Below are 24,892 nucleotides of genomic sequence, written 5' to 3'. Positions count from 1 at the left end.
GATGGGTTTAGAAGATTATAAAAAGAAACGCGACTTTAATAACACTCCCGAGCCCGGTGCCGATTTTTCTACCGAAAACCGGGGACGCTTTGTTATTCAAAGGCACGAAGCTACGCGATTGCATTACGATTTACGCCTGGAAATGGATGGCGTGCTAAAGAGCTGGGCTGTTCCCAAAGGTCCGTCAATGAACCCGAAAGACAAGCGCCTTGCTATTGAAACCGAAGATCATCCCGTTAAATATTTACATTTTGAAGGCACAATCCCCAAAGGAAATTATGGCGCTGGGCAAATGCAAATTTGGGATAAAGGCACTTTTAAAGCCGCTGCAAAAACAAAAGATAACCTTGAGGAACAATGGGAAGACGGTAACCTGAAAATCGTTTTTAGTGGCAGCAAAATTAAAGGTGAATTTGCTTTGGTTAGAACTAAGCGAGGTGATAAGAAAAATCAGTGGTTATTGATAAAAAAGAAAGACGATTTTTCTACCGATTTAGATTATGACGCCGAAGTTTTTTCTGAAAAATCTTCTAAAAATAAAGACACCGATAAATCTAAAGGAAAGGTCAGGAAAATAAAGCCTTCAGAATTTATAAAGCCAATGCTGGCTACCTCCGGCAAGAAAATCTTCAATGACCCCGATTGGATTTACGAATTAAAATGGGATGGTTTTCGCGCCCTGGCCAATATTGAAGATGGCAAGGTAGACCTCTATTCTCGTAATGGGATTTCTTTTAATTCAAAATTTTCAAAACTGGTTAAAGATTTAGAACAGATTGAACACGATGTGATTTTAGATGGTGAAATCGTGGTGTTGAATAAAGAGGGAATCCCGCAGTTTCAAGCATTGCAAAATTATGATGAAAACACGCCGGGCGTCTTACGTTACTATGTTTTTGATATGCTTTTTCTTAATGGGCACTCTATGTTGGATTTACCACTTTTAGAGCGCAAAAGTTTAATTTCTGAAGTTTTGGAAGATCTGGAACTGGTGCAATACTGCGATCATATTGAAGGAATGGGTAGCGCGTTTTATAATAAAGCCATAGACCTGGGACTGGAAGGTGTGATCGCCAAAAAAGCAGATACTACCTATTCTCCCGGTTATAGAACTGAAAACTGGTTAAAGTTAAAAGGCGAAAACACCCGGGAAGTACTCATTTGCGGGTACACTATTTCAGAAGGATCAGTTTTTGGTTCTTTGATTATGGGCGCTTACGAGGGTGAAGATTTAAAATATATCGGAAATTGTGGTACCGGTTTCTCTAATGATGAGCAAAAAGAATTACTGAAAAAGTTTAAAAGAAGAGAACGAAAAACCTCTCCTTTTCCCAAAAAAATCAATTTAAAAGGGAGGGAACCGGTTTGGATGCGCCCCGATTTAATTGCTGAGGTAAAGTTTTCAGAAATCACAAAAACAGGAAAACTACGGCATCCCGTTTTTAAAGCTTTACGGGCAGATAAAGAACCAGAGGAAATTTCCGCTGAAGAGATTATTGAAAATAAAACTTCCGAAAAAAGTAATACTAAAAAGTCTTCTTCAAAAAAGAAATCGGGAGACAGCCTGGAGATAGATGGAATAGAAGTCCCATTTACCAACCTGGACAAATTGTACTGGCCGGATTCCGGCTTTAGAAAATACGATTTAATAGATTATTACATCCAGGTTTCAGAAGTGATGTTGCCTTATCTAATAGATCGTCCTCAGAATTTACACCGGCATCCTAACGGCATTAAAAAACAGGGGTTTTATCAAAAAGATAACGAAGGGAATTTACCCGATTGGATAGCAACCACAGAAATTTATTCGGAATCTTCAGAGAAAGATATTGAATATTTGCTTTGCCAGAACGAACCCACACTTTTATATATGGCCAATTTGGGTTGTATAGAGATCAATCCGTGGAATTCCAGGGTGGAAAAACTTGATTTTCCTGATTACACAGTTATAGATTTAGACCCTTCTGATAAAAATACTTTTGAAGAAGTTATTGAGGTGGCCCAGGCTGCAAAAGAAGTGATGGATTTGGCTAAAATTAAAGGCTATTGCAAAACTTCAGGTTCCAGCGGACTTCATATTTATATTCCGCTAGGCGGAAATTATTCCTATGATGAAGCTCGCGATTTTACTAAATTACTGTGCTATTATATTGCCGATAAAGTTCCTGAAATAACCAGTATGGACCGGGCAAAGAAGAAAAGAAAGGATAAAATTTACCTGGATTATTTACAAAACCGAAGAGGTCAAACTTTAGCTTCTGCCTACTGCGCACGCCCAAAACCCGGTGCGCCGGTTTCAACTCCCCTGGAATGGAAAGAGGTAAAAAGCGGACTTAAAATTCTTGATTTTACCATTAAAGATATGCCGCAGCGAATTCAAAAAAAAGGAGATTTATTTACTAGGGTGCTGGAAGATGGGATTGATATGGAAAAGGCAATGCAAAATCTTGAATCTTCCTAAAGTTTATTTAAAAGCATAGCGGGGCTTACGAAGAATTTTTAACTTGACACAAAGTGGAAATTAATGAAGAAAAGATTACGTAAACTCGCCGGCAGGTACAAATTTATAGAGCAGGTTCTTATTACGCCATATCGAAGTTACGGTACACATTCCCACCTTTATATACTTGGACGTGTACTGGATAATGAACCGCTCAAAATAACTAAAGGTGCTAATATTTTTAAAACCATAAAAACCACTTATAAGCAATTTGACACTTTTGAAATCCCGGAAGCACAAATTGATTTAAGACTACCTGGTAAGGTAGAAGCAACTGCAGAAAGTGGTGCCGAAGGTTTCTTTTTGTTCGATGATATTATAGATGAAAACCTGGCAGAACACGCCGATGAGGAAGGTTGGTTGGATTACGAATTGTACTACAAAGGTCCACTTGGTAAAAAGACAGAATTACTGGAAGATCCATTTAAAGGTGATTTTTTGATTCCTGATCCTAATGCTGAATATGGCGTAATCAGTGATATAGATGATACTATTTTGCATACCGGCGTGACTTCATTTTTGAAACTTAGGTTGCTGAAAAACTCATTGCTTACCAATGCTTATAATAGGATTCCGTTGAAAGGTGCAGCTGAATTCTACCAAAAACTTCATACAGGTAGAGACGGTACACCTAACAATCCCATCTTTTATTTGAGTAACAGTCCGTGGAACTTATATGAATATCTCAAACTATTTTTAGATCATAATGCATTTCCAAAAGGTCCAATTTTATTGCGAAAATTTAGAACGCCTTTTGATGGTACCATAAAACCTGAAAAGCCTCACAAACAAAAGGAGATTGCCAATATTTTAAAGACTTATCCTGAAATGAATTTTATTCTTATTGGGGATAGCGGCGAACACGATGCATCTATTTATACCGAAATAGCCGCCCAATATCCCGATAGGATTCTGGCGATTTATTTAAGAAGTGTAAAGCATAAAAAGCAAATGAATCGCGTTCGAAGTATTATAGACAACTTTGAAACTACACCTGTATTGATGGTGGAAACTTCGCAAGAAGCTGTGGAACACGCGAAAGAACATGGGTTTATATAAAATCCCGGTTTTTAATCATCAATACTCTGCCCGACAGCTGTTTTCCTGCTAGCTGGATTTTTTCTTGGCATTGTTCCAAAAATATGATCCCAAAGTGGAGAAGAAACGCCAAAAGCCCTGTCTGATTCACGATAATGGTGAATGCTGTGATGATGCCATAACGTCTTCAAGAAATTATTAGGTACGTTGAAAGCGTGAACCGAATAATGAACTGCCAGGTAAGCAGCATATCCTATTAAAAATCCGGCCAGGAATCCGAATACATAATCACCTAAAACAGCCCGGTAAATAATAAATAGCACGGTTGCGATTATCAAGCTTAAAACCGGTGGCATCGCTAATCGGGATTTGTCTTTCGGGTAATCGTGGTGAACGCCGTGCATCGTGTAAGAAATTTTCTTTTTACGCTCACTGTTGGCCGGGATATGGTATAAATACCGGTGCATTAAATATTCCACGAAAGTGAAAAAGAAAAGCCCGGCTACAAAGAGGCCTATCATTTCGGGTGCTTCAAAACCCTTTTCAATTATTCCGTAGTAAATTAAAGCTGCTGCGATTACTCCAAAAATAATTAACGGAAGCGAAATATGCGTATGTGTAAGTTTTTCTAAAATTGGGTTATCAAACAATTTAGGAGAACCCTTGTGCTTTGGCCGTTTAAGTTTTGTTGATTCCATACTTCATACTTTTTAAAATAAACCGTGAATCTCAGCATCAATGCGGTTTATAATATCTCCCAGATCTTCGGGATTATCTACAAAGTTAATATTATCTACATCTATTATTAACAAGTTTCCTTTGTTATAATTGTGCACCCAGGCCTCATATCTTTCATTTAACCGACTTAAATAATCGATAGAAATAGAATTTTCATAATCACGGCCTCGTTTATGTATTTGTGATACCAGGTTCGGGATACTGCTTCTTAAGTAAATAAGCAAGTCAGGTCCCTGGACTACGCTTTCCATAAGATCAAAAAGCGAACTGTAATTTTTAAAATCACGATTGGTCATTAAACCCATGGCGTGAAGATTGGGCGCGAAAATATGGGCGTCTTCATAAATAGTCCTGTCCTGGATAATTTTTTTTCCGCTCTCACGAATTTGTAAGATTTGCCTGAAACGGCTGTTTAAAAAGTAAATTTGAAGGTTAAAAGACCAACGCTCCATTTTATTATAAAAATCTTCGAGATAGGGGTTTTCCAGTACATCTTCATATTGTGCTTCCCAGTTGTAATGTTTTGCCAATAATTTAGTAAGCGTGGTTTTACCAGCTCCTATATTGCCTGCAATCGCTACGTGCATAAATTCTTTAAAATTAGATAGTTGTTAGGGCCGCTTAAAAAAGCGCGGGTGTAAAGATACAAGAATTACAAGACCCTGAATTTTACACCTTGTCAAAATACTCATAAAACTTGAAAAGCTAAAGTATTTGACTCTTTATCTCCTTAGAATTGATTAACTTAAAGGTAGAATTGGAGCTATGAAATCTATATTAAAGTTTATTCCTATTTTGTTTTTCTTCGGAAGTTTCTCAGGTTTAGCTCAGGAAAAGCAGAAGGATCATCTTATGATAACTGAAAGTAGGTACGGTTTTGAAAGTACTGTCTCCCGATTAGAAGCGGTGCTCAAACAAAATGATGCCTTATCCCTTTTTACTAAAATTAAACATTCTAAAAATGCTGAAGAAGCTAATTTGAAGTTGGATGAAACCACTGTTCTAATATTTGGCGACCCTAAACAAGGCAGCTTATTAATACAAAAAGATCAATTGGCTGGATTAGATCTTCCGCTTAAAATGTTAGTTTATAAAAATGAAGAGGGAATAGAGGTCACATATAGTAGTATCAATTATCTGAAATCCAGGTATGATTTTAAAAGGGTTAAAATTCTGTCTGATATTAAAAAAGGCCTTCAAAATATAGCTTCCAAAGCATCCGGGGGTAAAGTGAAAAAGTCTGGTAAATTTAAACTGGATAAACACCAGGGCATTATTTCAGAAATTAGCGAATTTGATTTTAAAACCACCTATGATCGGTTAATAAATACCATTGAAGAAAATCCTAATCTTCAGGTTTTTTCAGAAATAGATCATTTTAAAAATGCAGAGAAAGTAGGCTTAGGTCTACGTCCCACACGCCTTATTATCTTCGGAAATCCAAATATTGGGACTCCAATTATGCAGGAAAATACAAAGATTGCTTTAGAATTTCCGGTTAAATTTTTGGTTTGGCGGGATGAGGCCGGTATAGTGAAGATTTCTTATAATGATCCGGCATTTTTAGCTCAAAGGTTTAATATGAATAAGAGTATTCCGCAGCTGGAAACTATGAGAAATGCGCTTGACAATCTGAGTAAAAATGCAGCAAAATATTAAGTGAGATTACCTCTCACCAGTTTTCTATATTGATTTGGCGTGATCTTCTCAAATCGTTTAAACTGCCGGTTAAAATAACTTGTGTTGTTAAAACCGCTTTTATAAGCAATATCAGAAAATTTCCAGGCTGTTTTTTGAATCAGTTTTTTTGCGAATTTTATCCGCTCTCCGTTCAAATAATCAATAGGCGTTTCGCCCAAAGTATTTTTAAAACTTCGGTAAAAATTAGAAGTGCTCATACAGGCTTTATCGGCCAGTTTTTCTACATTAATATTTTCGGTAAGATGTTCCCGCATATACTTCACGATAAAGGCCATCCTGTTATTATCAAAAAGGGTTTCATTGTCTAGCAACATGACTTTTGCTTTGGTTTGAAGCAACCTGATAATAAGTTCTTTTACCATTAGGTCCAGCAGCGCATCTTTCGCTTTTCCATCTTCCAAAAAAGTGCTGAAAATTCGATCTAAAACAAATTGCACCTGATGGTTATTGGCTAAATGTACGGCACTGGCGTCAAAACTGTGGTTGTCATTTTCAAAGTCAATTCTGGTATTCTCATTAAATATTTGAACGGTTTCCTTTATTTTATCGGGATCAATTCCCAGGGCGAGACAACGAGTAGGATTTTTTGAATTGGCCAATGGAAAGTCTATCAACATCTTTTTGTCTGAAGGCAACACAACCGATTCCCCGGGAAAAAACTCGAAAGATTTCATCCCCTCCAAATGCATTATTTTTTTACCCGTAAGCATACTCGCAATAATAGGAAATCCAAACTGAAGATTCACCTTCTCTGCTACCTGCTGGGTTTCAAAAACATTTAATTCAGCATAATCGGCACTGTAAATTGTTCTGTTTTCAATAGAAGTATTTAGCTTCAGATTGCGATTATAGTTTAATAGATTCGTGTTCAAAGCAACTTTAATTTAGTAAGTTGATAGTAATGTAATACTTATTTGTAGAAAAGTTCAATTTTTTGGTCTTAAAATTATGGATATTAGGGATGTGAATTTTAAAAATATTTCTATGAGCTATTCAGCACCAAAATTTAAAGAAAAATACGGCAATTTCATTAACGGAAAATTCCAGGATCCTATAGATGGTAAATACTTCGAAAATCATTCGCCGGTAGATAATAAGCTATTGGCAAAGTATCCACGTTCCAATGAGAAGGATGTGAACAGCGCGATCGAAGCCGCTAATAATGCCAAGCACAAATGGGGAAATACCTCGGCTGCAGAGCGCGCTGGAATTCTCCATAAAATAGCCGACGTGATCCAGGAAAACCTGGAAACTTTCGCGCAAATGGAAACAGCCGATAATGGGAAATCTATCCGCGAAACTATGAATGCCGATGTGCCTCTGGCAGCAGATCATTTTAGGTATTTTGCTTCAGCAATCAGGGCCGAAGAAGGTTCCGCTACAGAATTGAATGAGAACACACTTTCTCTTATTATAAATGAACCACTTGGAGTGGTTGCACAAATTATTCCGTGGAACTTTCCATTATTAATGCTGGCGTGGAAGGTAGCTCCCGCTTTGGCTTCAGGAAATTGTGTAGTATTAAAACCGGCGGAGCAAACCCCGGCATCAGCAACATTTTTAGCCGAAAAAATAGCCGACCTTTTACCTCCCGGGGTATTCAACGTAATTCACGGATTTGGACCCGAAGCAGGAAAACCTTTGGCTTCCAGCCCAAATGTAGATAAAGTAGCTTTTACGGGAGAAACTACCACAGGGCAGTTAATTATGCAATATGCTTCAAAAAACCTGCATCCGGTTACGATGGAATTGGGAGGGAAATCACCAAATGTTTTCTTCAACAGTATTATGGATCACGATGATGCTTTCCTGGATAAATGTATTGAGGGCGCCGTACTTTTCGCCTTTAATCAGGGAGAAGTGTGTACAGCGCCATCCAGGATTTTAATCCAGGAAGATATCTATGATGAATTCATTAAAAGAGTGATAGAGCGTACTAAAGCTATAAAAATGGGCAATCCGTTTGAGGAATCTACAATGATGGGCGCACAGGCTTCCAGCGATCAGCATCAGAAAATTCTGGAATATATAAAAATTGGAAAAGATGAAGGTGCTGAGGTTTTAACCGGCGGCGATGCTGCAAAACTTGACGGAGATCTGGCAAACGGATTTTACATTCAGCCAACTATTCTGAAAGGTCATAATAAAATGCGTGTTTTCCAGGAAGAGATTTTTGGACCTGTAGTTGCGGTTTGTACTTTTAAAGATGAAGCCGAAGCTATTGAAATCGCAAACGATACGATGTACGGACTTGGTGCCGGAGTTTGGACGCGAGATGCACATCAATTGTATCAAATTCCGAGAGCGATAAAAGCCGGACGGGTTTGGGTGAACTGCTATCACGATTATCCTGCACACGCGCCGTTTGGAGGATATAAGAAATCCGGTTTCGGGAGAGAGAATCACTTAATGATGCTGAATCACTACCGCCAAAGCAAAAATATGCTGATTTCTTATGATAAGAATAAACTGGGATTCTTTTAGAATATGGAATTTAAACGAGTAGAAATAACTCAGGAAGCAGATAAATTGCTGCAAGAACTCAAGCAGCAGCACGGCGAGGTGATCTTTCACCAAAGCGGTGGCTGTTGCGACGGGTCTTCCCCTATGTTATTGCCCAAAGAAGATTTCTATATAGACGATAATGATATTTTGATGGGTGAAGTTGGCGGAGTGAAATTTTATATGAGTCACGACCAGTTCGAGTATTGGAAACACACCCATCTCACCGTAGATATTGTAAAGGGCAGGGGAGGCAGTTTTTCCCTGGATATCCCAACCGGTTACCGTTTTCTTATAAAATCAAGAATGCTTAATGATGAAGAAAACAAAAATTTAAACTCTTAATTGTTGCTTAGACGAAAGCCTGAAGACCGAATATTCCCCTAAATATTTTGGTTTTTGGGCTTTTTTATGCGTTAAATTTAGACTTCTGTGACTGTCTAAAAATTTTAAAACCGTCATCCTGAACTGGTTTCAGGATCTAAGTCGTAGGTTAATAATTGTCTTATAAATACGAAGCTTTGGGACAGTTTGAAGAAATTAAATCTATTTTAAAAATTTCTATTTCTTGTTTCAGAAAACTTCAATTAAACGAATTGTAAATTTCCGAAGAAGTATAGCATTCCCCACATTTAGAAAACATCCAGAGACAATCTATAAAATCGGTAAGCATATGAAAGAGCAAACCGATGAATATTAACTTCAGAAGCTTATTTTTAATAAAAAGAACCCCTAAAACATAGCCGATAATTGCAAAATGAGAATGTAAGGGATGGTAGCCAATTCCGCAGCGCATCGGGTCAAATAATGGATCGGCAAAAACGTGATCCAAATCTACGGCCATCGTGGCGAGTAAAATTAGCCAGTTCTTTTTCCAGTTCTTTCTATCGTAAAACCAGGCAATAGCGCCAATAGCTATAAAATGAAGGAAATAATGGGTGAATGTTTGCAATTGGAGTTGTTATGTTTTAAAGTTGTAGCGTATACTGTTTCTGTTTTAGACTCCAGGAGTGTGACTTGAAACTATTTAAAATGCATAATAAAACATTAGATTCATCAAAAGAAATTGATATAGTGTGTTATTTGTTTTTCTGATTAGGTTAGAAATTATTCTTGGGGTTCTCCTTCCTCCTCGGCAGAAGATTCTACTTTTCCTTTCAGCAAATCCTTCATTTTATTCTTCAGAACTATAAACCGCCAGATGCCCACGGTGACAAAAAGCACAGAGAAAACCAAAGCCAGGTAACCAATGTAATGCATCTCCTCATATTCCTTTAACTGAATTAACGCAAGACCACCTAGTAGAAAATAAAGTGCCGCCTGGGTATATGAGAGCAGCGTGCGTTCATTTGCAAGCTTCGTCCGCTCTAGCGCAAGATGTTCACGAATGATACTTTCATCTATTTTTCTGTGAGTGAAAAGCTTTCCAAATTTAACCCTTCTCATAAAATTTCATATTTCAGCATAGAAACTGGATAGTTAATTTGCTTTAAAAGTTACCAAATTCGGTTTGTTTAAGCAAGAACTTAAATCTAACTATCCAGCTTGTGGTTTTTTAATTAGTCAATCTATGGCAGGTACAACCGGGAGCGGTAAAACTCTGAGTGCTTTCGTGCCACGGGAAAGCTGCATTGTATTTGTTATCTTCCCAATAAAATTCACCGCGTTCTTCCGGGTTATTTCCAATTTCGTTCATTGTTTCAGCATCGTATAATCTACCGTTTACCATAGTATAAATAACCGATTCAGAATTACGAATATCTTCCAAAGGGTTTTCCTCCAGAACAATCAGGTCGGCTAGTTTGCCCTCTTCTAAAGATCCAATTTCGCTACCCATTCCAATATATTCAGCACCGTTTATTGTAGCGGCCTGTAAGGCTTCCATATTGGTCATTCCGCCCATTTGCAGTAACCAAAGTTCCCAGTGTGCTCCAAGTCCCTGTAACTGCCCGTGAGCACCGAGGTTAACTTTTACGCCAATATCAGAAAGTTCTTTTGCTGTCTCTGAAACCAAAATTGGGCCGTTTTCGTATTCTTCCTGTGGAAGTTTGGTGCGATGTCTTGATCTGGAATCAACAATTTGTCGCGGAGTGAAATTCAGTAAACGTTTGTTTTCCCAAACATTATCTTTTTCGTAGAAATAATATTCGCCGTTAATTCCGCCATAATTTACAATCAGCGTTGGGGTATAACCGGTGTTGCTATTTCCCCAAAGCGTTTTTACATCCTTATAAACCGGCGCAACTGGAATGTTATGTTCTATCCCGGTGTGCCCGTCTACGATCATATTCATATTGTGTAAAAAGGTACTTCCACCCTCGGGAACAACATTCATTTCCAGTTCATTTGCGGCCTGCATAATTTGCTGGCGCTGCTCACGGCGCGGCTGGTTGTAGCTTTTTACCGAAGTCGCTCCAAAAGCTTTAGTTCTTCTTAGCGCAGATCTTGCATCGTCCAGGTTATTGATCACGGCTTTAAAATCGCCTTCAGCACCGTAAAGAATAATTCCTGTTGAATAAATTCTTGGTCCTACCATTTCACCGGCCTTCACCATTTCTGCCATACTAAAAATACTTTCGCTTAAGGCCGAAGGATCGTGAACAGTGGTAACTCCAAAAGCCATATTTGCATATAAAGGCCAGTGTTTTTTGGGTGTTAGGCCATATCTAAAAGCACCAATATGAGCGTGGGCATCTACGATTCCCGGCATTATGGTTTTTCCTTCCAGGTCATAGACTTTCGCATTGTTCGGAATATTTACTTCGGAAGCTTCTCCTACAGAAATAATTTTGTTTTCTTCAATTACAATACTTCCGTTTTCAATTACTTTATCGCCATCCATTGTAATAATTCTGGCGTTTATAAAAGCGATTTTCCCTTCTGGAACATCTGTTTTTAGCTGAAGCCCTATTTTTGTGCCTTCTTCAGTAATATCGGGAATAGAATCTGGTGAATTTTTCAGAAAGGTAAATCGCTCTGAAACTTTATTAGTAAAATATTCATCCCCTAATGTCCAGTGCACATTTTCGCTATTGTTGGACCAGTGAAGGTTCATCCCGGCATCTTTAGTAATTTGGGTGACAGGTATTGTTTTAGTGTTATTGTCTAAATCTAATGGTCGCCCGGTTAGGGTAAGTGGTGCTAAATAAGCCTGGTGCAAATGGCTAAAAACTACCCATTTGTTATCGGGGCTTGGAACTATACGGTTAGCATGTTTAGAGTTGATATGTGTACGCTCGTCGTTTCCAGTTAGATCTATACTTTTTAAGCTTTTTTCCAGGCTGCCCATAAGCGCGCCACCGGTTTGAAAGAAAATTCTTGAATCGTCTTTGCTATACATTGGGAAATCTCCCGAATCGTGAATTCTCTCTTTATTTTCCCCGGAAGCACTTATCGTATATATTCCCGGTTCTTTACTAAAAGTTTGTCCCTGGTCACTATTACCTCTTTCCTTTACAAAAACAATTTGTTCGCCATCATTCGAGAAAGCAGGGTTTCTGTAAATTCCTTTTTCTGAAGTCAGTTTCTGCGGATTCCTTCCGTTTAAACCAACTTTCATTAAAGAGCCCATTTCCGTATCATTCCAGGTTACATAAACGATCTCCTTTCCGTCAGGAGAAAAAGCGGGTTCGAATTCAAAATCTTCACCGTTTGTAATTCGCTGAGGTGTTCCATTAGGTAAAGATTTTTTCCATAGATAACCAACCGCGTTAAAAATAAGGGTTTTTCCGTTAGGCGAAGTAACGGCGTGACGAATCACTTTAGGGTTGAATTCTTCTGAAAATACCTGGTGTTCGCTGTGATGGGTTTCTGCGATTTCTATGGTATTTTCAACCTCAAATGGGATCACTTCAGAATTGTAATTCTCAATATTTACTTTGTTGATTTTCCCCTCGCTCCAGAATACGATTTCTTCTCCTGAAGGCATCCAGCTAAAGCCGGGATAAACGCCAAAAATAGCCCAGGCTTCCTGTTGATCTTTGCTCAATTTATCGTAAACCGGCCATTCTTCCCCGGTTTCCAGGTCGTGAATGTATAAAACCGATTTCGTTCTGATACGTTTTATAAAAGCAAGTTTTTTCCCATCAGGTGAGACCTGTGGTCGTGCTGCGCCGCCGGGACCGCCGGTTATTGTGGTGTTTTCACCGGTTTCAAAATCGTATCTTTTTATTACGTAAATCTGTTTATTAGGATCTTTATTGTACTGAAACATTCCGCCGGGGTACATATCTTCGCTGTAATAAAGATAGCGTCCATCGGGAGAAATGCTGGGTTCGTTTACATCCTGCTGATCGTTTTTACGCTCGGTAAGTTGCAAACCGCCTTCGCCGCCAATATGGTATAACCACATTTCACCGGCGCCCAAAGAACGGCCGGAAGTAAAATGCTTTCTGGCCACGATCGCGTTTCCATCAGGTGTCCAAACGGCATTATTTAATAACCTAAAATCTTCTTTGGTAAGTTGTTTAGCATCTTCGCCATCGGCATTCATAATCCAAATGTTGTCCCCGCCACCGGCATCGCTGGTGAAAGATATTTTAGTGCCATCGGGACTAAAACGAGGCTGAACTTCATAAGCCATCCCAGTTCTTAGAACTTCAGCTTTCCCACCGCTTACAGGCATTTTATAAATATCACCCAAAAGGTCAAAAACAATAGTTTTTCCATCGGGGGAAACATCGAGGTTTATCCAGGTGCCTTCATCGGTTTTGAGTGGTACTTCTTTAATGTTCCAATCGTCAGAATAAGGATCATTAACATCCCATTTCTTTTCTTCTTCTTTTTCTTGTGAAAACAGGTTTGGAGCGGCCAATATTAAAAAGAGGACCGGGAGTATTTTTTTAAACATAGTGTGGTTTTTTAACGAGGTTAAATATACTATGAAAAGCTTAAAAGCTCTAATTGGATTAGCTGATTTAAATTTGGTCATTATTTTATCCAATTGGCGACTTTTCCAGTAAGTTTGATTTGAGATTTTTCTAAATATAAATTCTTGAAAAATGAATAAAAGTAAGCCAGAAGTTTGGTTAAGGGGAAAAGTTACTGAAATTCCCGATTTGTTGCAACCCGCGGCACACGCATTATTACAGTCACGAGAAGAAGTGGAAGAGTATATGGAGAGTTTTCCGAAAGAATTGCTATGGAAAATAACTTTAGGAAGGGCTTCCGTTGGATTTCATTTACAACATTTAACCGGCGTAATAGATAGGATGCTGACTTACGCTAAAGCCGAAAAACTATCGGAAACCCAATTTCAGTACTTAGAAAATGAAGGGATACCGAATGATGAAATTTCCGTTGAATTCCTTGTGCAGAATTTTCAGGAAAAAGTAGACGAAGCACTCAATTTTCTTAAAAATACGCCCGAAAATATCCTGACGGATTTTAGACCGGTAGGGAGAAAGGAATTACCTTCAACAGTAATTGGTTTGCTTTTTCACGCAGCAGAACATAGTCAGCGACACGTCGGACAACTTTTGGTAACGGTGAGTGTTTTAAAGCACTTAGATCCTGAAATGAATTCAGAATGACGATAAAAAAACTCTTAGGAGTGCTATAATTGAGTGATAATTTAAAAAGGCAAATTACTTAAATCTACATTTCCACCAGAAATGATAATCCCCACTTTTTTGCCTCGGAATTTCTCTTTTTCACGCAAAACTGCAGCAAATGCTACCGCGCTGGAAGGTTCTACCACAATCTTCATACGTTCCCAAATGAGTTTCATAGCCGCGATGATTTCATCCTCTTCTACCCGGATAATTTCGGAAACATTGTCTCTTATAATCGGGAAATTCTTATCGCCGAGATTTGTTTTCAATCCGTCTGCGATGGTATTGGTGGTTTCATTGAATTCAATTTTACCGCTTTTTAAAGAACGATAGGCATCGTCAACTTCAAAAGGTTCTGCCCCAATAGTTTTGCAATTTTCAGCATAAAAATTCACCGCAAGTGCAGTTCCGGCTATAAGTCCGCCACCACCAACGGGAGTAATTATAACATCTAATTCAGGGAAATCTTCCAGCAGTTCCTTGGCCGCAGTTCCCTGACCGTAAATCACATTGAGATCATTTGATGGGTGTAGAAAAGTAGCGCCGGTTTCTTTTTGTATTTTTTCGGCAGCTGCTTCACGTGCTTTAAGGTTGGGTACACATTCAGTGATCTGGCCGCCGTAGGTTTTTACCGCGTTTTTTTTCACTTGTGGTGCAGAAGATGGCATCACAATATAAGCAGGGATACCTAAACTTTTTGCCGATAGTGAAACGGCCTGGGCAAAATTTCCCGAAGAATGCGTTACCACTCCCTTCGCTCTTTCTTTATCGCTTAAAGCTAAAATTGCAGCTGTAGCACCGCGCATTTTAAAAGCTCCCATTTTCTGAAAATTCTCACATTTAAAGAAGATTTCAGTTTCGGCTATTTGGTTTAATAAATCTGAAGTTAACACCGGGGTGCGGTGAATGTAAGATGAAATTTCTGAATGTAGTTTTGTAAACTCTTCTTTACTGATCATTGTGACTTATTTCGATCAATAAAATTAATGGAATTTAATTCAGCAAAAAAGTATAATCTAGCTGCGTGAAGTTATTTCTCTCCTTCAATAGGAATAGAAAGCACCGGGATTTCAGAATTTTTAAACAATTCAACCGAAACACTTTCAGCAAAAAGATTATAGAAAAAACTGTGTTTATGGGTGCCCACAATTAAAATATCTGCTTTCAATTTTTTGGCTTCTTCAAGCACCGTTTCAACGGTAGAACCCTGAATTAAAAGCGCATCAGATTCTATGTTTTTGTCAATAAACATATCTCGAATTTGCTGTAATTCTTTATGCTCGTCTTTCAGTTCATCGGCACGCATGTCCCTTATGTATTGGGGGCCTGTATCGTATCCTACAAAATCGGGATCTGGGGCGGCCACGTGGACCACCCAGATCTTTGCCCCGAATTTTTCTGCAATACTTTCAGCGTATGAGATTAGTTCTCCAACAGCATCATTAAAATCTACTGCTACAAGAATATTTTTAAAGGTTTTCATAGGCTGAAGTTTTGATTAGTATCCTCTATCTCGTTTAACTACGTTTTTTAGTTCTTCGTCGTCTTTCATTCTCTCATAGTTCTCTATTATTTGAGGAACTACAGAATTTGGGTGTGTAACACTGGCAATGTGAGGTGTAACCCTAATTTTAGAATGTTTCCAAAATGGGTGTTCGTCTCTTATAGGTTCTTCCCAAAATACATCTAATGCAGCACCAGAAAGATGGCCGTCGTCTACTTTAGCAAGTAGATCCTGTTCCACTAAATGTTCACCACGGGCAACATTTATTACATAAGCTCCTTCGGGTAATTTTTCGAATAATTCTTTGTTGAGAATTTTTTCAGTTTCAGGAGTTAAGGGTAACATATTTATCAAAATATTGGACTGCTCTAGAAAATCATCTAATTCATCTTCTCCGGCAAAGCTTTCTACGTTTTCAAATTCTTTTTTATGCTTTGAAAATCCTATAACCTGGAAACCGTTTTTTAGTAAACTATTGGCTACACTTTGTCCAAGATTACCTATCCCTAAAATTCCAACCTTAACATCGTTATTTCTAGTGTAAGGAACAGGTTCCCATTTCTCGTTAATTTGGCTTTCCCTATAATGTAAAAGGTTTCTTTGGTGAGCCAAAACAAGGCTTAGCACAAAAGTTCCCATATCTTCTTCCAAACGTTCATCTACCACTTTGGTGATCTTTACATTTTCCGGAAGCTCTTCATCACTGGTAATATGGTCTACCCCTGCACCCATAGATGCAATAACTTTAAGATTTGGGTAGTTTTGAAAAATTCCTCGAGGGTGGTTCCAGGTTAAGGCAAACTCTACTTCTTCCTTATCGTGATCTTCGGGATACACATAAATATCCATACCTGGATGTTGATTTTTTAAAGCTTCAACCCAAGCTTTCGGGTCTTTTCCCGGACTAACAACTAAAAATGACATTCTTATTTATTTTTTTGAATGGTTAATATTTAGCTCACAAAGGCGCTGTACCCGGTAATGGCACGGCCTACAATGAGCGAATTAATTTCTTTTGTTCCTTCGTAACTATAAATGGCCTCCGCATCGGCTACAAAACGTGCGACATCGTGTTCAAGTAGAATACCGTTTCCGCCCATAACTTCACGGGCACGGCTCACCACATCCCTGGTGCGCATGCTACAGAAAACTTTTGCCAAAGATGCGTGTTCATCTGTGAGTAAGTCGGCATCCTGCATTTCAGAAAGCCTGAAAACTAAAGTTTGCATTGCGGTAAGGTTGGAAACCATTTCTACCAAATGATTTTGAATTAATTGATAGGAAGCAATCGGCCTCCCGAATTGTTCTCTTTTTCTGGTATATTTAAGAGCACTTTCGTAAGCTCCACGCGCACAGCCAACCGCCTGCCAGGCTACTCCTGCGCGGGTCATTCTAAGTACTTTTGCGGTATCTTTAAAGGAATCTGCTTTTTGTAACCTGTCACTTTCAGGTATTACGCAATCGGTTAAAGTTATAATGGCATTTTGCACAATTCGCAAGGCCATTTTATCCTCCATTTTCTCTGCTTTATATCCCGGATTTCCTTTTCTTACAAGAAAACCTTTAACCTGGTTGCTGTCTTCATCCCGTGCCCAAATAATAATCACATCGGCAAAAGTGGCGTTCCCAATCCATTTTTTCTGTCCGTTTAAGATCCAGTTTTCACCATCAAACTTACAGGTAGTTTCAAGCCCGCCGGCCACACCTGATCCAACATTGGGCTCAGTCAAACCAAAGGCCCCAATAGCATCAAGTTTTTGCATCTTCGGAAGCCATTCCTGCTTTTGTTCTTCACTTCCACAGAGATAAATAGATCCCATGGCGAGTCCGCTATGCACCCCGAAAAAAGTGGAGATCGAAACATCTACCCGGGCAATTTCCTGTGCGATGATGCCTTCCATTAAAAACGGAAGATTTGGGCAACCGTAACCTTCGTACGGAACACCGGTAATATTTAGTTTTTTGAATTTTTCAATAATTTCGTGCGGAAATTTGGCTCGGTTCCAATGGTCGTTTACCAAAGGGCGAACTTCATCTTCCATAAAATTGCGCACATCCATTTGAAGCTTACGCTGTTCCTCGGTAAGTTTAAGGTCTAAATTGTAAAAATCTCCGGTGATTGGTGGAAGGTCACTCTGGCCTTTTTTCTGCTTGGTTTTTAACATTTTCATCAAACCCTTGAGTTGACGCTCGTCTAGATGGCCTAAACTTTTCATCGCTTCTGAAAGGTCTATTTGCTCATTTATTTTCGCTAATTGATCGATATCAACCGACTTCAATAGGTTGATGGTGTTTTTTATTTTTCTGAAAACGGACATAAGGTGCTTGATTGGTGTAGTTCTAAAATTAGGAATTAAAACTGCGTCCGGTTGTTAAAGCTTTCCGAAGAAAACGTCAAAAAAAATACCGCTGATTACAGCGGTATTTTTAAAAAATTATGACTTCAAATTTATAGATTAAAAGCCTCTTTAACCTTATCTACATAGTCAAGTTTTTCCCAGGTAAAGAGCTCGACTTCTTTTTTTATTTCTCCGGAATATGGACTTTTAAAGATTTTGGTTACTGTTCTTGGTTCTTTGCCCATATGCCCGTATGCTGCAGTTTCCCTATAAATAGGATTTCTAAGCTTTAAACGGTTTTCAATGGCCCAGGGACGCATATCAAATATTTCTGCTACTTTTTTAGCGATTTCCCCATCTTTCATATCCACTTTAGAGGTGCCATAAGTTTCTACTGAAATTGAAGTTGGTTTTACCACTCCAATCGCGTAAGAAACCTGTACTAGAACTTCATCTGCAAGTCCCGCAGCAACAAGGTTTTTGGCAACGTGACGTGATGCGTAGGCAGCTGAGCGGTCAACTTTACTGGGATCTTTCCCGGAGAAAGCACCACCACCGTGAGCGCCTTTACCACCGTAGGTGTCTACGATAATTTTTCTTCCGGTAAGTCCGGCATCGCCGTGAGGCCCACCAATAACAAACTTTCCTGTTGGATTTATATGATAAGTAATATCATCATTAAATAGTTTCTGAACATATTCAGGTAACTGTTCCTTTACTCGCGGAATAAGAATTTCAAGAATATCTTTTTTGATTTTTTTCAGCATTTGATCATCATCCTCATCAAAATCGTCGTGCTGGGTAGAAACTACAATAGCTACAATTTTCTGCGGAACATTATCGTCGCTATATTCTATAGTAACCTGGCTTTTAGAATCTGGTCGCAGATAAGGAATATCTTTTCCTTCGCGCCTTAATTTTGCCAGTTCAATAAGTATTTTGTGAGAGATATCTAAGGCCAGGGGCATATAGTTTTCGGTCTCGTTGGTAGCATAGCCAAACATCATACCCTGGTCTCCTGCGCCCTGTTCTTCTTTATTTTCACGATCTACACCCTGGTAAATTTCCTGGGATTGTTCGTGGATTAAAGAGATAACGCCACAGGAATCCCCGCTAAATTTATAAGCGCCTTTGGTATAACCAATATCATTAATTACTTCACGAGCTATGTTTTGCACGTCTAAATAGGTATCGCTTCTAACCTCACCGGCAAGGACTACCTGGCCGGTAGTAACCAAAGTTTCGCAGGCGACTTTAGAATTTTCATCAAATGCAAGGAAATTATCGAGTAAAGTATCGCTAATCTGATCGGCGATTTTATCGGGGTGTCCTTCAGAAACACTTTCTGAAGTAAATAAATAAGCCATATTTTTAAATTAGTTTAAAAAATACGGGTTGAATTTGACGAAAAGCTAAGGGAGTAGTGATACTGCTTTAGCATTTTTCTTACACTTTCTTAAAAGTATAAAAGGGTTGCAATCAGTCAAATCCTTCCCTCTATTAATTCGGGTACAAATGTATAAAAATAACCCAAACTGAAACTTTCTTTAACTTTCTTTTTCGCAGTGTTTAAATGTTTCGGAAATCAATTTTACTATTGATATATTTATAGATCATTCTATACTGCTGAAATAGAGCTTGTTGTCTTTTGTTTTTTGATTAAAAATAAATTATAAGCATTGTTACGGCACTTAAATTCCTGATTATTCATTTTAAATGGATAATAATTTTTTTTTCGTAAAAATGAAGTTTGGGTTTGGATATTAAAAATTTATGCCCTTATATTTGTATCCAACAAAACAACGAAATGTACCAGATAATTTGCAATATGATGCGTATGATGATGTGGAGAACTTCCGCAGCGCGCTCTATTGCTTAATCTGAAAAGATATAAATTGCAAAAAGCCGCTGCCAATCGCAGCGGTTTTTTTTATGCAAAAAATTGGTCATTTCCACGGAGGCGGAAATCCAGAATAATTATTGAAATAGAAAATTAAATTCCGAAGAAGGAGACAAAGAGTAGAAGTTTAAAAATAAGATTCCGGCTTTTGCGGGAGTGACAAAAATTAAAAGATGAAAAATATTAAGGCAATAAACACTATGATGATGCGCACTATGATGATGTGTATGTGTATGCGACACATGAAATGCTATTGCCAAAACCGGATGTAACTTAGTTTGTTTAGAGTTCAATTTAAAGGTCCCCTTGGTAATAGCTACTTAAGGGGGCTTTTTTTATTTAAAACAAATCATTTCTGCGCAGGCGGAAATCCAAAAAACAAAATCAAGCTTCCAAAAATCGAAGCAAAACTTTAAAAAATTAGAAATTATGAGTACTCAAAAATTTTCAACAAACGCATTACACGCAGGTCACGATACAAAAGAAAACGGAGGTACAAGGGCGGTGCCTATTTACCAAACAACTTCTTATGTTTTTAATAATTCAGATCACGCTGCCAACCTATTTTCACTCGCAGAACCCGGTTACATTTATACCCGTTTAAATAACCCTACTAACGATATCCTGGAACAACGCCTTGCAGCGCTGGAAGGCGGAATTGCAGCGGTAGTTACTGCATCAGGAACAGCAGCAATTAATACCACACTTTTAACGCTTTTAAAATCCGGTGATCATATTGTAGCTTCCAGTAGCTTATATGGCGGTACATACAATCTCCTGAGTGTGACTTTACCGCGATTTGGAATTACTACCACTTTCGTAGATCCCGAGAATCCAGAGAATTTTAAAAAGGCAGCAAAGGAAAATACTCGTGCAATTTTCGTGGAATCACTGGGGAATCCAAAATTAGATGTCTTAGATCTTAAAGCAATTTCTGCACAAGCTAATGCGCTTAAAGTTCCATTTATAGTGGATAATACGGTTGCGACGCCATCACTTTTAAAACCTATTGAACACGGAGCCGATATTGTTATAGAATCGCTTACTAAATATATTAGCGGTAACGGAACTTCCCTTGGAGGAGCCATTATAGATGCCGGTAATTTTAACTGGGCAAATGGAAAATTTCCTGAATTCACCGAACCTTCGCCGGGATATCACGGACTCGTTTACCACGAAGCTTTAAAGGAAGCCGCTTTTATTGCCAAGGTTAGAATTGAAGGTTTACGTGATCACGGTGCGGCATTAAGCCCGTATAACGCATTTCAGATTATACAAGGTTTGGAAACCCTGGAAATTAGAATAAAACAGCATAGTGAAAATGCTTTAGAGCTCGCCACCTGGCTGGAGCAGCAGGAAGAAGTGAAATGGGTAAATTATCCCGGGCTGGAAAGCAGCAAGTATAATAAACTCGCCAAAGAATACCTTCCAAAAGGGCAAAGTGGCGTGGTTACTTTTGGAGTAGAAGGCGGTTTTGAATCGGCTAAAGTTGTGGCAGATGAAACCAAACTTTTCTCCCTGGTTGCTAATATAGGAGATACTAAATCATTGATAATTCATCCTGCAAGCACCACGCATCAGCAACTGGACGAAAAACAACAGGCAACCGCCGGAGTTACGCAAGATCTTATTCGTATATCGGTAGGTTTAGAAGCTGTAGAAGATTTAAAAGCAGACCTAAAAGAGGCTTTTGCTAAAATTCAGAAAAAAGCACTGGTATAATTTATTGTTGGTGGAAAGGCAAAGGAAAAAGCAGCCAGGTTAAGTCTTTTTCCTTTTGCTCTTTCTAACTCAAAAAAAGAAAAAAATGCTTCAGGAACTCTGTTTAAAAGATTTTGAAAATTCCGCAGGAACGGTTCAGGATATTTATTTATGTTTTCAGCAATTTGGGCAAAATTCCGAAACTGCGCCGGTTGTTTTAATAAACCACGCGCTTACCGGAAACTCCCAAATAACAGGAAAACTCGGCTGGTGGACAAATATAGTTGGCCCTCAGAAATGTATTGATACCGATAAGTTCAGCATCCTGGCTTTTAATATTCCGGGAAATGGGTTTAACGGAAAAAAAGAACATCTAATTGAAAATTACAAGGAATTTACGCTTCGGGATATTGCCAGAATTCAGGCTTTAGCGCTTCAGGAACTGAAAATAGAAAAACTTTTTGCCATAATTGGCGGTTCTATTGGTGGAGCTTTAGCGTGGGAACTGGCTGCTTTAAAACCTGGTTTATCTGAAAATATTATTCCAATCGCCACAGATTATAAAGCGACAGATTGGGTGCTGGCAAATTGTAAAGTTCAAGAGCAAATTTTGAATAATTCCAAAGAGCCGGTAAAAGATGCCAGAATGCACGCAATGACTTTTTACCGAACCCCGCAATCTTTAAGCAAGAAATTCAACCGGACCAAAGAAGAGGTGAAGCCTTGTTATAAAGTTGAAGGCTGGTTGCAATACCACGGTGATAAACTAGAGGAACGTTTTCAATTGGCTTCTTATAAGTTTATGAATCATTTGCTAACTACTATAGACATTAGCAAAGGCAGCGGTAATTACCTGGAAGCTGCAAAGAAAATTGAAGGGGATGTTCATATTGTAACCGTAAATTCAGATTGGTTTTTCCTGGCCGATGAGAATTGGGACACTTATGTAAATCTTTCCCTAGTAAAAAGTAATGTGAGTATTCACGAAATTAGATCAATTCACGGGCACGATGCATTTTTAATTGAAGCTTCGCAATTGTCCAGATTTTTAAAACCTGTATTTAAAACCAACAATAAAGAAAATGAAAAAAGTGAACATCATCTTGTTTGGAATAGGTAACGTAGGCAGTACCTTAATCCAGCAATTACTCAGCGCAAAAGAGCAATGGGAAAGGCATTCCGGGGTTTCGGTAAGTATTCCCGTGATTGCGAATTCAAAAAAAGCCCTTTTTAATGCAGAAGGAATTTCTGAAAACTGGCAGAAAGATTTCAAAAAATCTGCTGAAAAATACAAACTCGAAGATATTCTCGATTTTACAAAAGAGAACGACCTGGAACATCTTATCGCGATAGACGCTACGGCGAGTAAGGAATTTGTAGCGCTTTATATTCGGCTAATTCAAAACGGCTTTAACCTGGTAGCCGCCAATAAAGTAGCCAACACCCTTTCTGCCGATTTTTATAACAAACTACGAAAAGAACTAGATTACCACGGGAAATATTTTTATTACGAAACCAACGTGGGCGCAGGCTTACCAATTGTTCAAACCGTACAGGGCTTGCACCAGGCTGGTGAAAAAGTTACCAAAATTCGAGGTGTATTTTCCGGTTCGTTGAGTTTTATTTTCAATACATTTTCTGAAAACAAGGAGAAATTCTCTGATGTATTGCGAAAAGCCGGAAAATTGGGATATACAGAACCTGATGCCCGCGAAGATCTTTCCGGAAACGATGTGGGAAGAAAATTATTGATCCTGGCTCGCGAACTTCAGCTGGAAAAGGAATTTCAGGAAATTAAAATCCAATCATTAATTCCGGAGAAATTAAACGGACAGACTTCCGCAGAAGAATTTCAGCGTAGAATAGGAGAACTGGATGAAATATTTTTTCAGCATAAAAAAGATCAAAATAAAGATCACGTGCTGCGGTACATTGGGGAAATTGAAGTAGGGAGCGCCAACCTGGAGGCAAAACTTATTTCTGAACCAAAAAATACCGCGCTGGGACAAATTAAAGGCGCAGATAATATTTTTGAGATTTATACTGAATCTTACGGTGATCAACCGCTAGTAATTCAGGGAGCCGGGGCAGGAGCAGCGGTAACTGCGCGTGGTGTAGTTAGCGATGTGCTTAAATTATCCCAAAGATTAAATTAAAAACAACAAAACCAACAATTATGCATTTTGAAACCGAAGCTATTAGAACACAAAACGAACGTACCCAGTTCCAGGAGCACTCCACGCCCCTGTACTTAACGTCCAGTTATGTTTTTGATGATGCCGAAGATATGAGAGCTTCATTTTCTGAAGAAAAAGAACGCAATATTTACAGCCGATTTACCAATCCCAATACTTCAGAATTCACTGAGAAAATTGCCAAAATGGAAGGGGCAGAAGCCGGGTTCGCTTTTGCAACCGGAATGAGCGCTGTATTTTCTAGCCTGGCGGCACTTTTAAATAGTGGAGACCATATCATTTCAGCGAGATCGGTTTTTGGTTCTACGCATAGTTTGTTTACTAAGTTTTTTCCAAAATGGAATATTTCACATACTTATTTTAATGTGGACGAAGTGGATAAAATTGAAAGTTTAATAAAGCCGGAAACCAAAATTATTTTTGCAGAAACGCCTACCAATCCCGGTGTAGATGTTTTGGATTTGGAAGTTTTAGGGCAAATTGCAAAAAAGCACAATCTTATTTTAATTATAGACAATTGTTTTGCTACGCCCTGGTTACAGAATCCTATTAAATTCGGGGCGCATTTGGTAATACATTCGGCTACAAAATTAATAGACGGTCAGGGCCGCGTTCTGGGCGGTGTAACAGTTGGAAATGCCGATCTTATTAGGGAAATCTACCTGTTCTCAAGGAATACGGGGCCGGCTCTGTCGCCGTTTAATGCCTGGGTGCTTTCTAAAAGTTTGGAAACGCTCGCGGTACGTTTGGATAAGCATTGTGAAAATGCTGAAAAAGTAGCAGAATTTTTAGAGACCGAAGCCAATGCCGAAAATGTAAAATATCCATTTTTAAAGTCGCACCCACAGTACGAGATTGCCAAAAAGCAGATGAAGAAAGGCGGAAATATTGTTTCATTTGAGATTAAGGGAGGCATTGAATCTGGAAGAAAGTTTATAGATGCAATTAAACTCTGTTCAAGATCGGCTAATTTGGGTGATACCAGGAGTATTGTTACACATCCTGCTTCTACCACCCACAGCAAGTTGAGTGAAGAAGATAGATTAGAAGCAGGAATAAAACCTGGCTTGGTAAGAGTTTCAGTAGGATTAGAACATGTGGAAGATGTGATAGCCGATTTAAAACAGGCACTAAACTCAATTTAGTTATGGTAATTTTAGCAGGAACCGGACTTTTTGATTTTTCCGTAGAGAATTCAATTATGAATGCGAAAAAGTCAAAC

The 24,892-nt window shown here is 38.6% G+C and carries 21 protein-coding genes; 10 read left to right on the top strand and 11 right to left on the bottom strand.

All coding sequences use genetic code 11. The features are described 5' to 3' along the window. Position 1 precedes the first annotated feature (1 nt). Together ligD and LB465_RS00390 are read left to right on the top strand one after the other, a co-directional pair. Positions 2 to 2,461 (top strand): DNA ligase D, encoded by a 2,460-nt coding sequence (ligD, locus tag LB465_RS00395; protein WP_224465862.1) that lies wholly within the window; start codon positions 2 to 4, stop codon positions 2,459 to 2,461. Positions 2,462 to 2,524: 63 nt separating this feature from the next. Continuing rightward, complete coding sequence (locus tag LB465_RS00390; protein WP_224465860.1) at positions 2,525 to 3,559, top strand: App1 family protein; 1,035 nt, start codon at positions 2,525 to 2,527, stop codon at positions 3,557 to 3,559. An 11-nt stretch (positions 3,560 to 3,570) separates the two neighbouring features. Here the strand turns inward: LB465_RS00390 and LB465_RS00385 are convergent, their stop codons facing one another. Both LB465_RS00385 and LB465_RS00380 read right to left on the bottom strand, forming a co-directional pair. After that, positions 3,571 to 4,236, bottom strand: a complete 666-nt coding sequence (locus tag LB465_RS00385) for a sterol desaturase family protein (RefSeq protein ID WP_224465858.1) — start codon at positions 4,234 to 4,236, stop codon at positions 3,571 to 3,573. A 12-nt stretch (positions 4,237 to 4,248) separates the two neighbouring features. Next, positions 4,249 to 4,863 carry a deoxynucleoside kinase gene (locus LB465_RS00380; RefSeq protein WP_224465856.1) on the bottom strand — a complete coding sequence of 205 codons (615 nt, stop codon included), beginning with the start codon at positions 4,861 to 4,863 and terminating at the stop codon, positions 4,249 to 4,251. A gap of 178 nt (positions 4,864 to 5,041) precedes the next feature. Between LB465_RS00380 and LB465_RS00375 the strand changes: the two genes are divergently transcribed. Next, positions 5,042 to 5,935 (top strand): DUF302 domain-containing protein, encoded by an 894-nt coding sequence (locus LB465_RS00375; RefSeq protein WP_224465855.1) that lies wholly within the window; start codon positions 5,042 to 5,044, stop codon positions 5,933 to 5,935. Here the strand turns inward: LB465_RS00375 and LB465_RS00370 are convergent. Further along, complete coding sequence (locus LB465_RS00370; RefSeq protein WP_224465853.1) at positions 5,932 to 6,849, bottom strand: AraC family transcriptional regulator; 918 nt, start codon at positions 6,847 to 6,849, stop codon at positions 5,932 to 5,934. The two genes, LB465_RS00375 and LB465_RS00370, sit on opposite strands and share 4 nt — an antisense overlap. Before the next feature lie 112 nt (positions 6,850 to 6,961). Here LB465_RS00370 and LB465_RS00365 point away from each other — a divergent pair, with 112 nt between their 5' ends. Continuing rightward, positions 6,962 to 8,461: an aldehyde dehydrogenase family protein gene (locus LB465_RS00365; RefSeq protein WP_224466194.1), complete on the top strand. Its 1,500-nt coding sequence runs from the start codon at positions 6,962 to 6,964 to the stop codon at positions 8,459 to 8,461. 3 nt (positions 8,462 to 8,464) lie between these two features. After that, the gene (locus LB465_RS00360; protein WP_224465851.1) at positions 8,465 to 8,824 is read left to right on the top strand and encodes a DUF779 domain-containing protein; all 360 of its coding nucleotides are present in this window, start codon (positions 8,465 to 8,467) and stop codon (positions 8,822 to 8,824) included. A 238-nt stretch (positions 8,825 to 9,062) separates the two neighbouring features. Here the strand turns inward: LB465_RS00360 and LB465_RS00355 are convergent, their stop codons facing one another. The 3 genes from LB465_RS00355 to LB465_RS00345 form a co-directional block, all read right to left on the bottom strand. Further along, positions 9,063 to 9,431 carry a DUF6122 family protein gene (locus LB465_RS00355; protein ID WP_224465849.1) on the bottom strand — a complete coding sequence of 123 codons (369 nt, stop codon included), beginning with the start codon at positions 9,429 to 9,431 and terminating at the stop codon, positions 9,063 to 9,065. Between the two features lie 155 nt (positions 9,432 to 9,586). Beyond that, complete coding sequence (locus tag LB465_RS00350; protein ID WP_224465848.1) at positions 9,587 to 9,925, bottom strand: DUF202 domain-containing protein; 339 nt, start codon at positions 9,923 to 9,925, stop codon at positions 9,587 to 9,589. Between the two features lie 109 nt (positions 9,926 to 10,034). Next, positions 10,035 to 13,328 carry an amidohydrolase family protein gene (locus tag LB465_RS00345; RefSeq protein WP_224465847.1) on the bottom strand — a complete coding sequence of 1,098 codons (3,294 nt, stop codon included), beginning with the start codon at positions 13,326 to 13,328 and terminating at the stop codon, positions 10,035 to 10,037. Positions 13,329 to 13,479: 151 nt separating this feature from the next. On the opposite strand from LB465_RS00345, the gene LB465_RS00340 reads away from it, so the two are divergent. Further along, positions 13,480 to 14,010: a DinB family protein gene (locus tag LB465_RS00340; protein ID WP_224465845.1), complete on the top strand. Its 531-nt coding sequence runs from the start codon at positions 13,480 to 13,482 to the stop codon at positions 14,008 to 14,010. A gap of 41 nt (positions 14,011 to 14,051) precedes the next feature. Here LB465_RS00340 and LB465_RS00335 read toward each other — a convergent pair whose 3' ends face one another. The 5 genes from LB465_RS00335 to metK all read right to left on the bottom strand — a co-directional run bounded on the left by LB465_RS00335 (position 14,052) and on the right by metK (position 19,241). Continuing rightward, positions 14,052 to 14,990 (bottom strand): pyridoxal-phosphate dependent enzyme, encoded by a 939-nt coding sequence (locus LB465_RS00335; RefSeq protein ID WP_224465844.1) that lies wholly within the window; start codon positions 14,988 to 14,990, stop codon positions 14,052 to 14,054. A 71-nt stretch (positions 14,991 to 15,061) separates the two neighbouring features. After that, positions 15,062 to 15,514 (bottom strand): universal stress protein, encoded by a 453-nt coding sequence (locus LB465_RS00330; RefSeq protein WP_224465842.1) that lies wholly within the window; start codon positions 15,512 to 15,514, stop codon positions 15,062 to 15,064. Positions 15,515 to 15,529: 15 nt separating this feature from the next. Next, the gene (locus LB465_RS00325; protein WP_224465840.1) at positions 15,530 to 16,459 is read right to left on the bottom strand and encodes a 2-hydroxyacid dehydrogenase; all 930 of its coding nucleotides are present in this window, start codon (positions 16,457 to 16,459) and stop codon (positions 15,530 to 15,532) included. Between the two features lie 29 nt (positions 16,460 to 16,488). Continuing rightward, a complete protein-coding gene (locus tag LB465_RS00320; protein WP_224465839.1) occupies positions 16,489 to 17,853 on the bottom strand; it encodes an acyl-CoA dehydrogenase family protein in 1,365 nt (454 codons plus the stop codon). Between the two features lie 131 nt (positions 17,854 to 17,984). Then, positions 17,985 to 19,241, bottom strand: coding sequence for a methionine adenosyltransferase (gene metK / locus LB465_RS00315; protein ID WP_224465837.1), 1,257 nt, complete (start codon positions 19,239 to 19,241; stop codon positions 17,985 to 17,987). 962 nt (positions 19,242 to 20,203) lie between these two features. Here metK and LB465_RS00310 point away from each other — a divergent pair. From LB465_RS00310 to LB465_RS00295, 4 genes are all read left to right on the top strand, one after another. Continuing rightward, a complete protein-coding gene (locus tag LB465_RS00310) occupies positions 20,204 to 21,496 on the top strand; it encodes an O-acetylhomoserine aminocarboxypropyltransferase/cysteine synthase family protein (RefSeq protein ID WP_224465835.1) in 1,293 nt (430 codons plus the stop codon). 85 nt (positions 21,497 to 21,581) lie between these two features. Further along, on the top strand, positions 21,582 to 22,595 hold the full coding sequence (locus LB465_RS00305) for an alpha/beta fold hydrolase (RefSeq protein WP_224465833.1): 1,014 nt from the start codon (positions 21,582 to 21,584) through the stop codon (positions 22,593 to 22,595). After that, positions 22,558 to 23,631, top strand: coding sequence for a homoserine dehydrogenase family protein (locus tag LB465_RS00300; RefSeq protein WP_224465832.1), 1,074 nt, complete (start codon positions 22,558 to 22,560; stop codon positions 23,629 to 23,631). Before LB465_RS00305 ends, LB465_RS00300 begins: the two co-directional genes overlap by 38 nt. A gap of 20 nt (positions 23,632 to 23,651) precedes the next feature. Continuing rightward, positions 23,652 to 24,815 carry a trans-sulfuration enzyme family protein gene (locus LB465_RS00295; protein ID WP_224465831.1) on the top strand — a complete coding sequence of 388 codons (1,164 nt, stop codon included), beginning with the start codon at positions 23,652 to 23,654 and terminating at the stop codon, positions 24,813 to 24,815. Positions 24,816 to 24,892 lie beyond the last annotated feature (77 nt).

The organism is Salegentibacter lacus (genome assembly GCF_020164555.1).
In the GTDB taxonomy this organism is placed as follows: Bacteria; Bacteroidota; Bacteroidia; order Flavobacteriales; family Flavobacteriaceae; genus Salegentibacter; species Salegentibacter lacus.
This window is presented reverse-complemented; position numbering and strand designations above follow the sequence as displayed.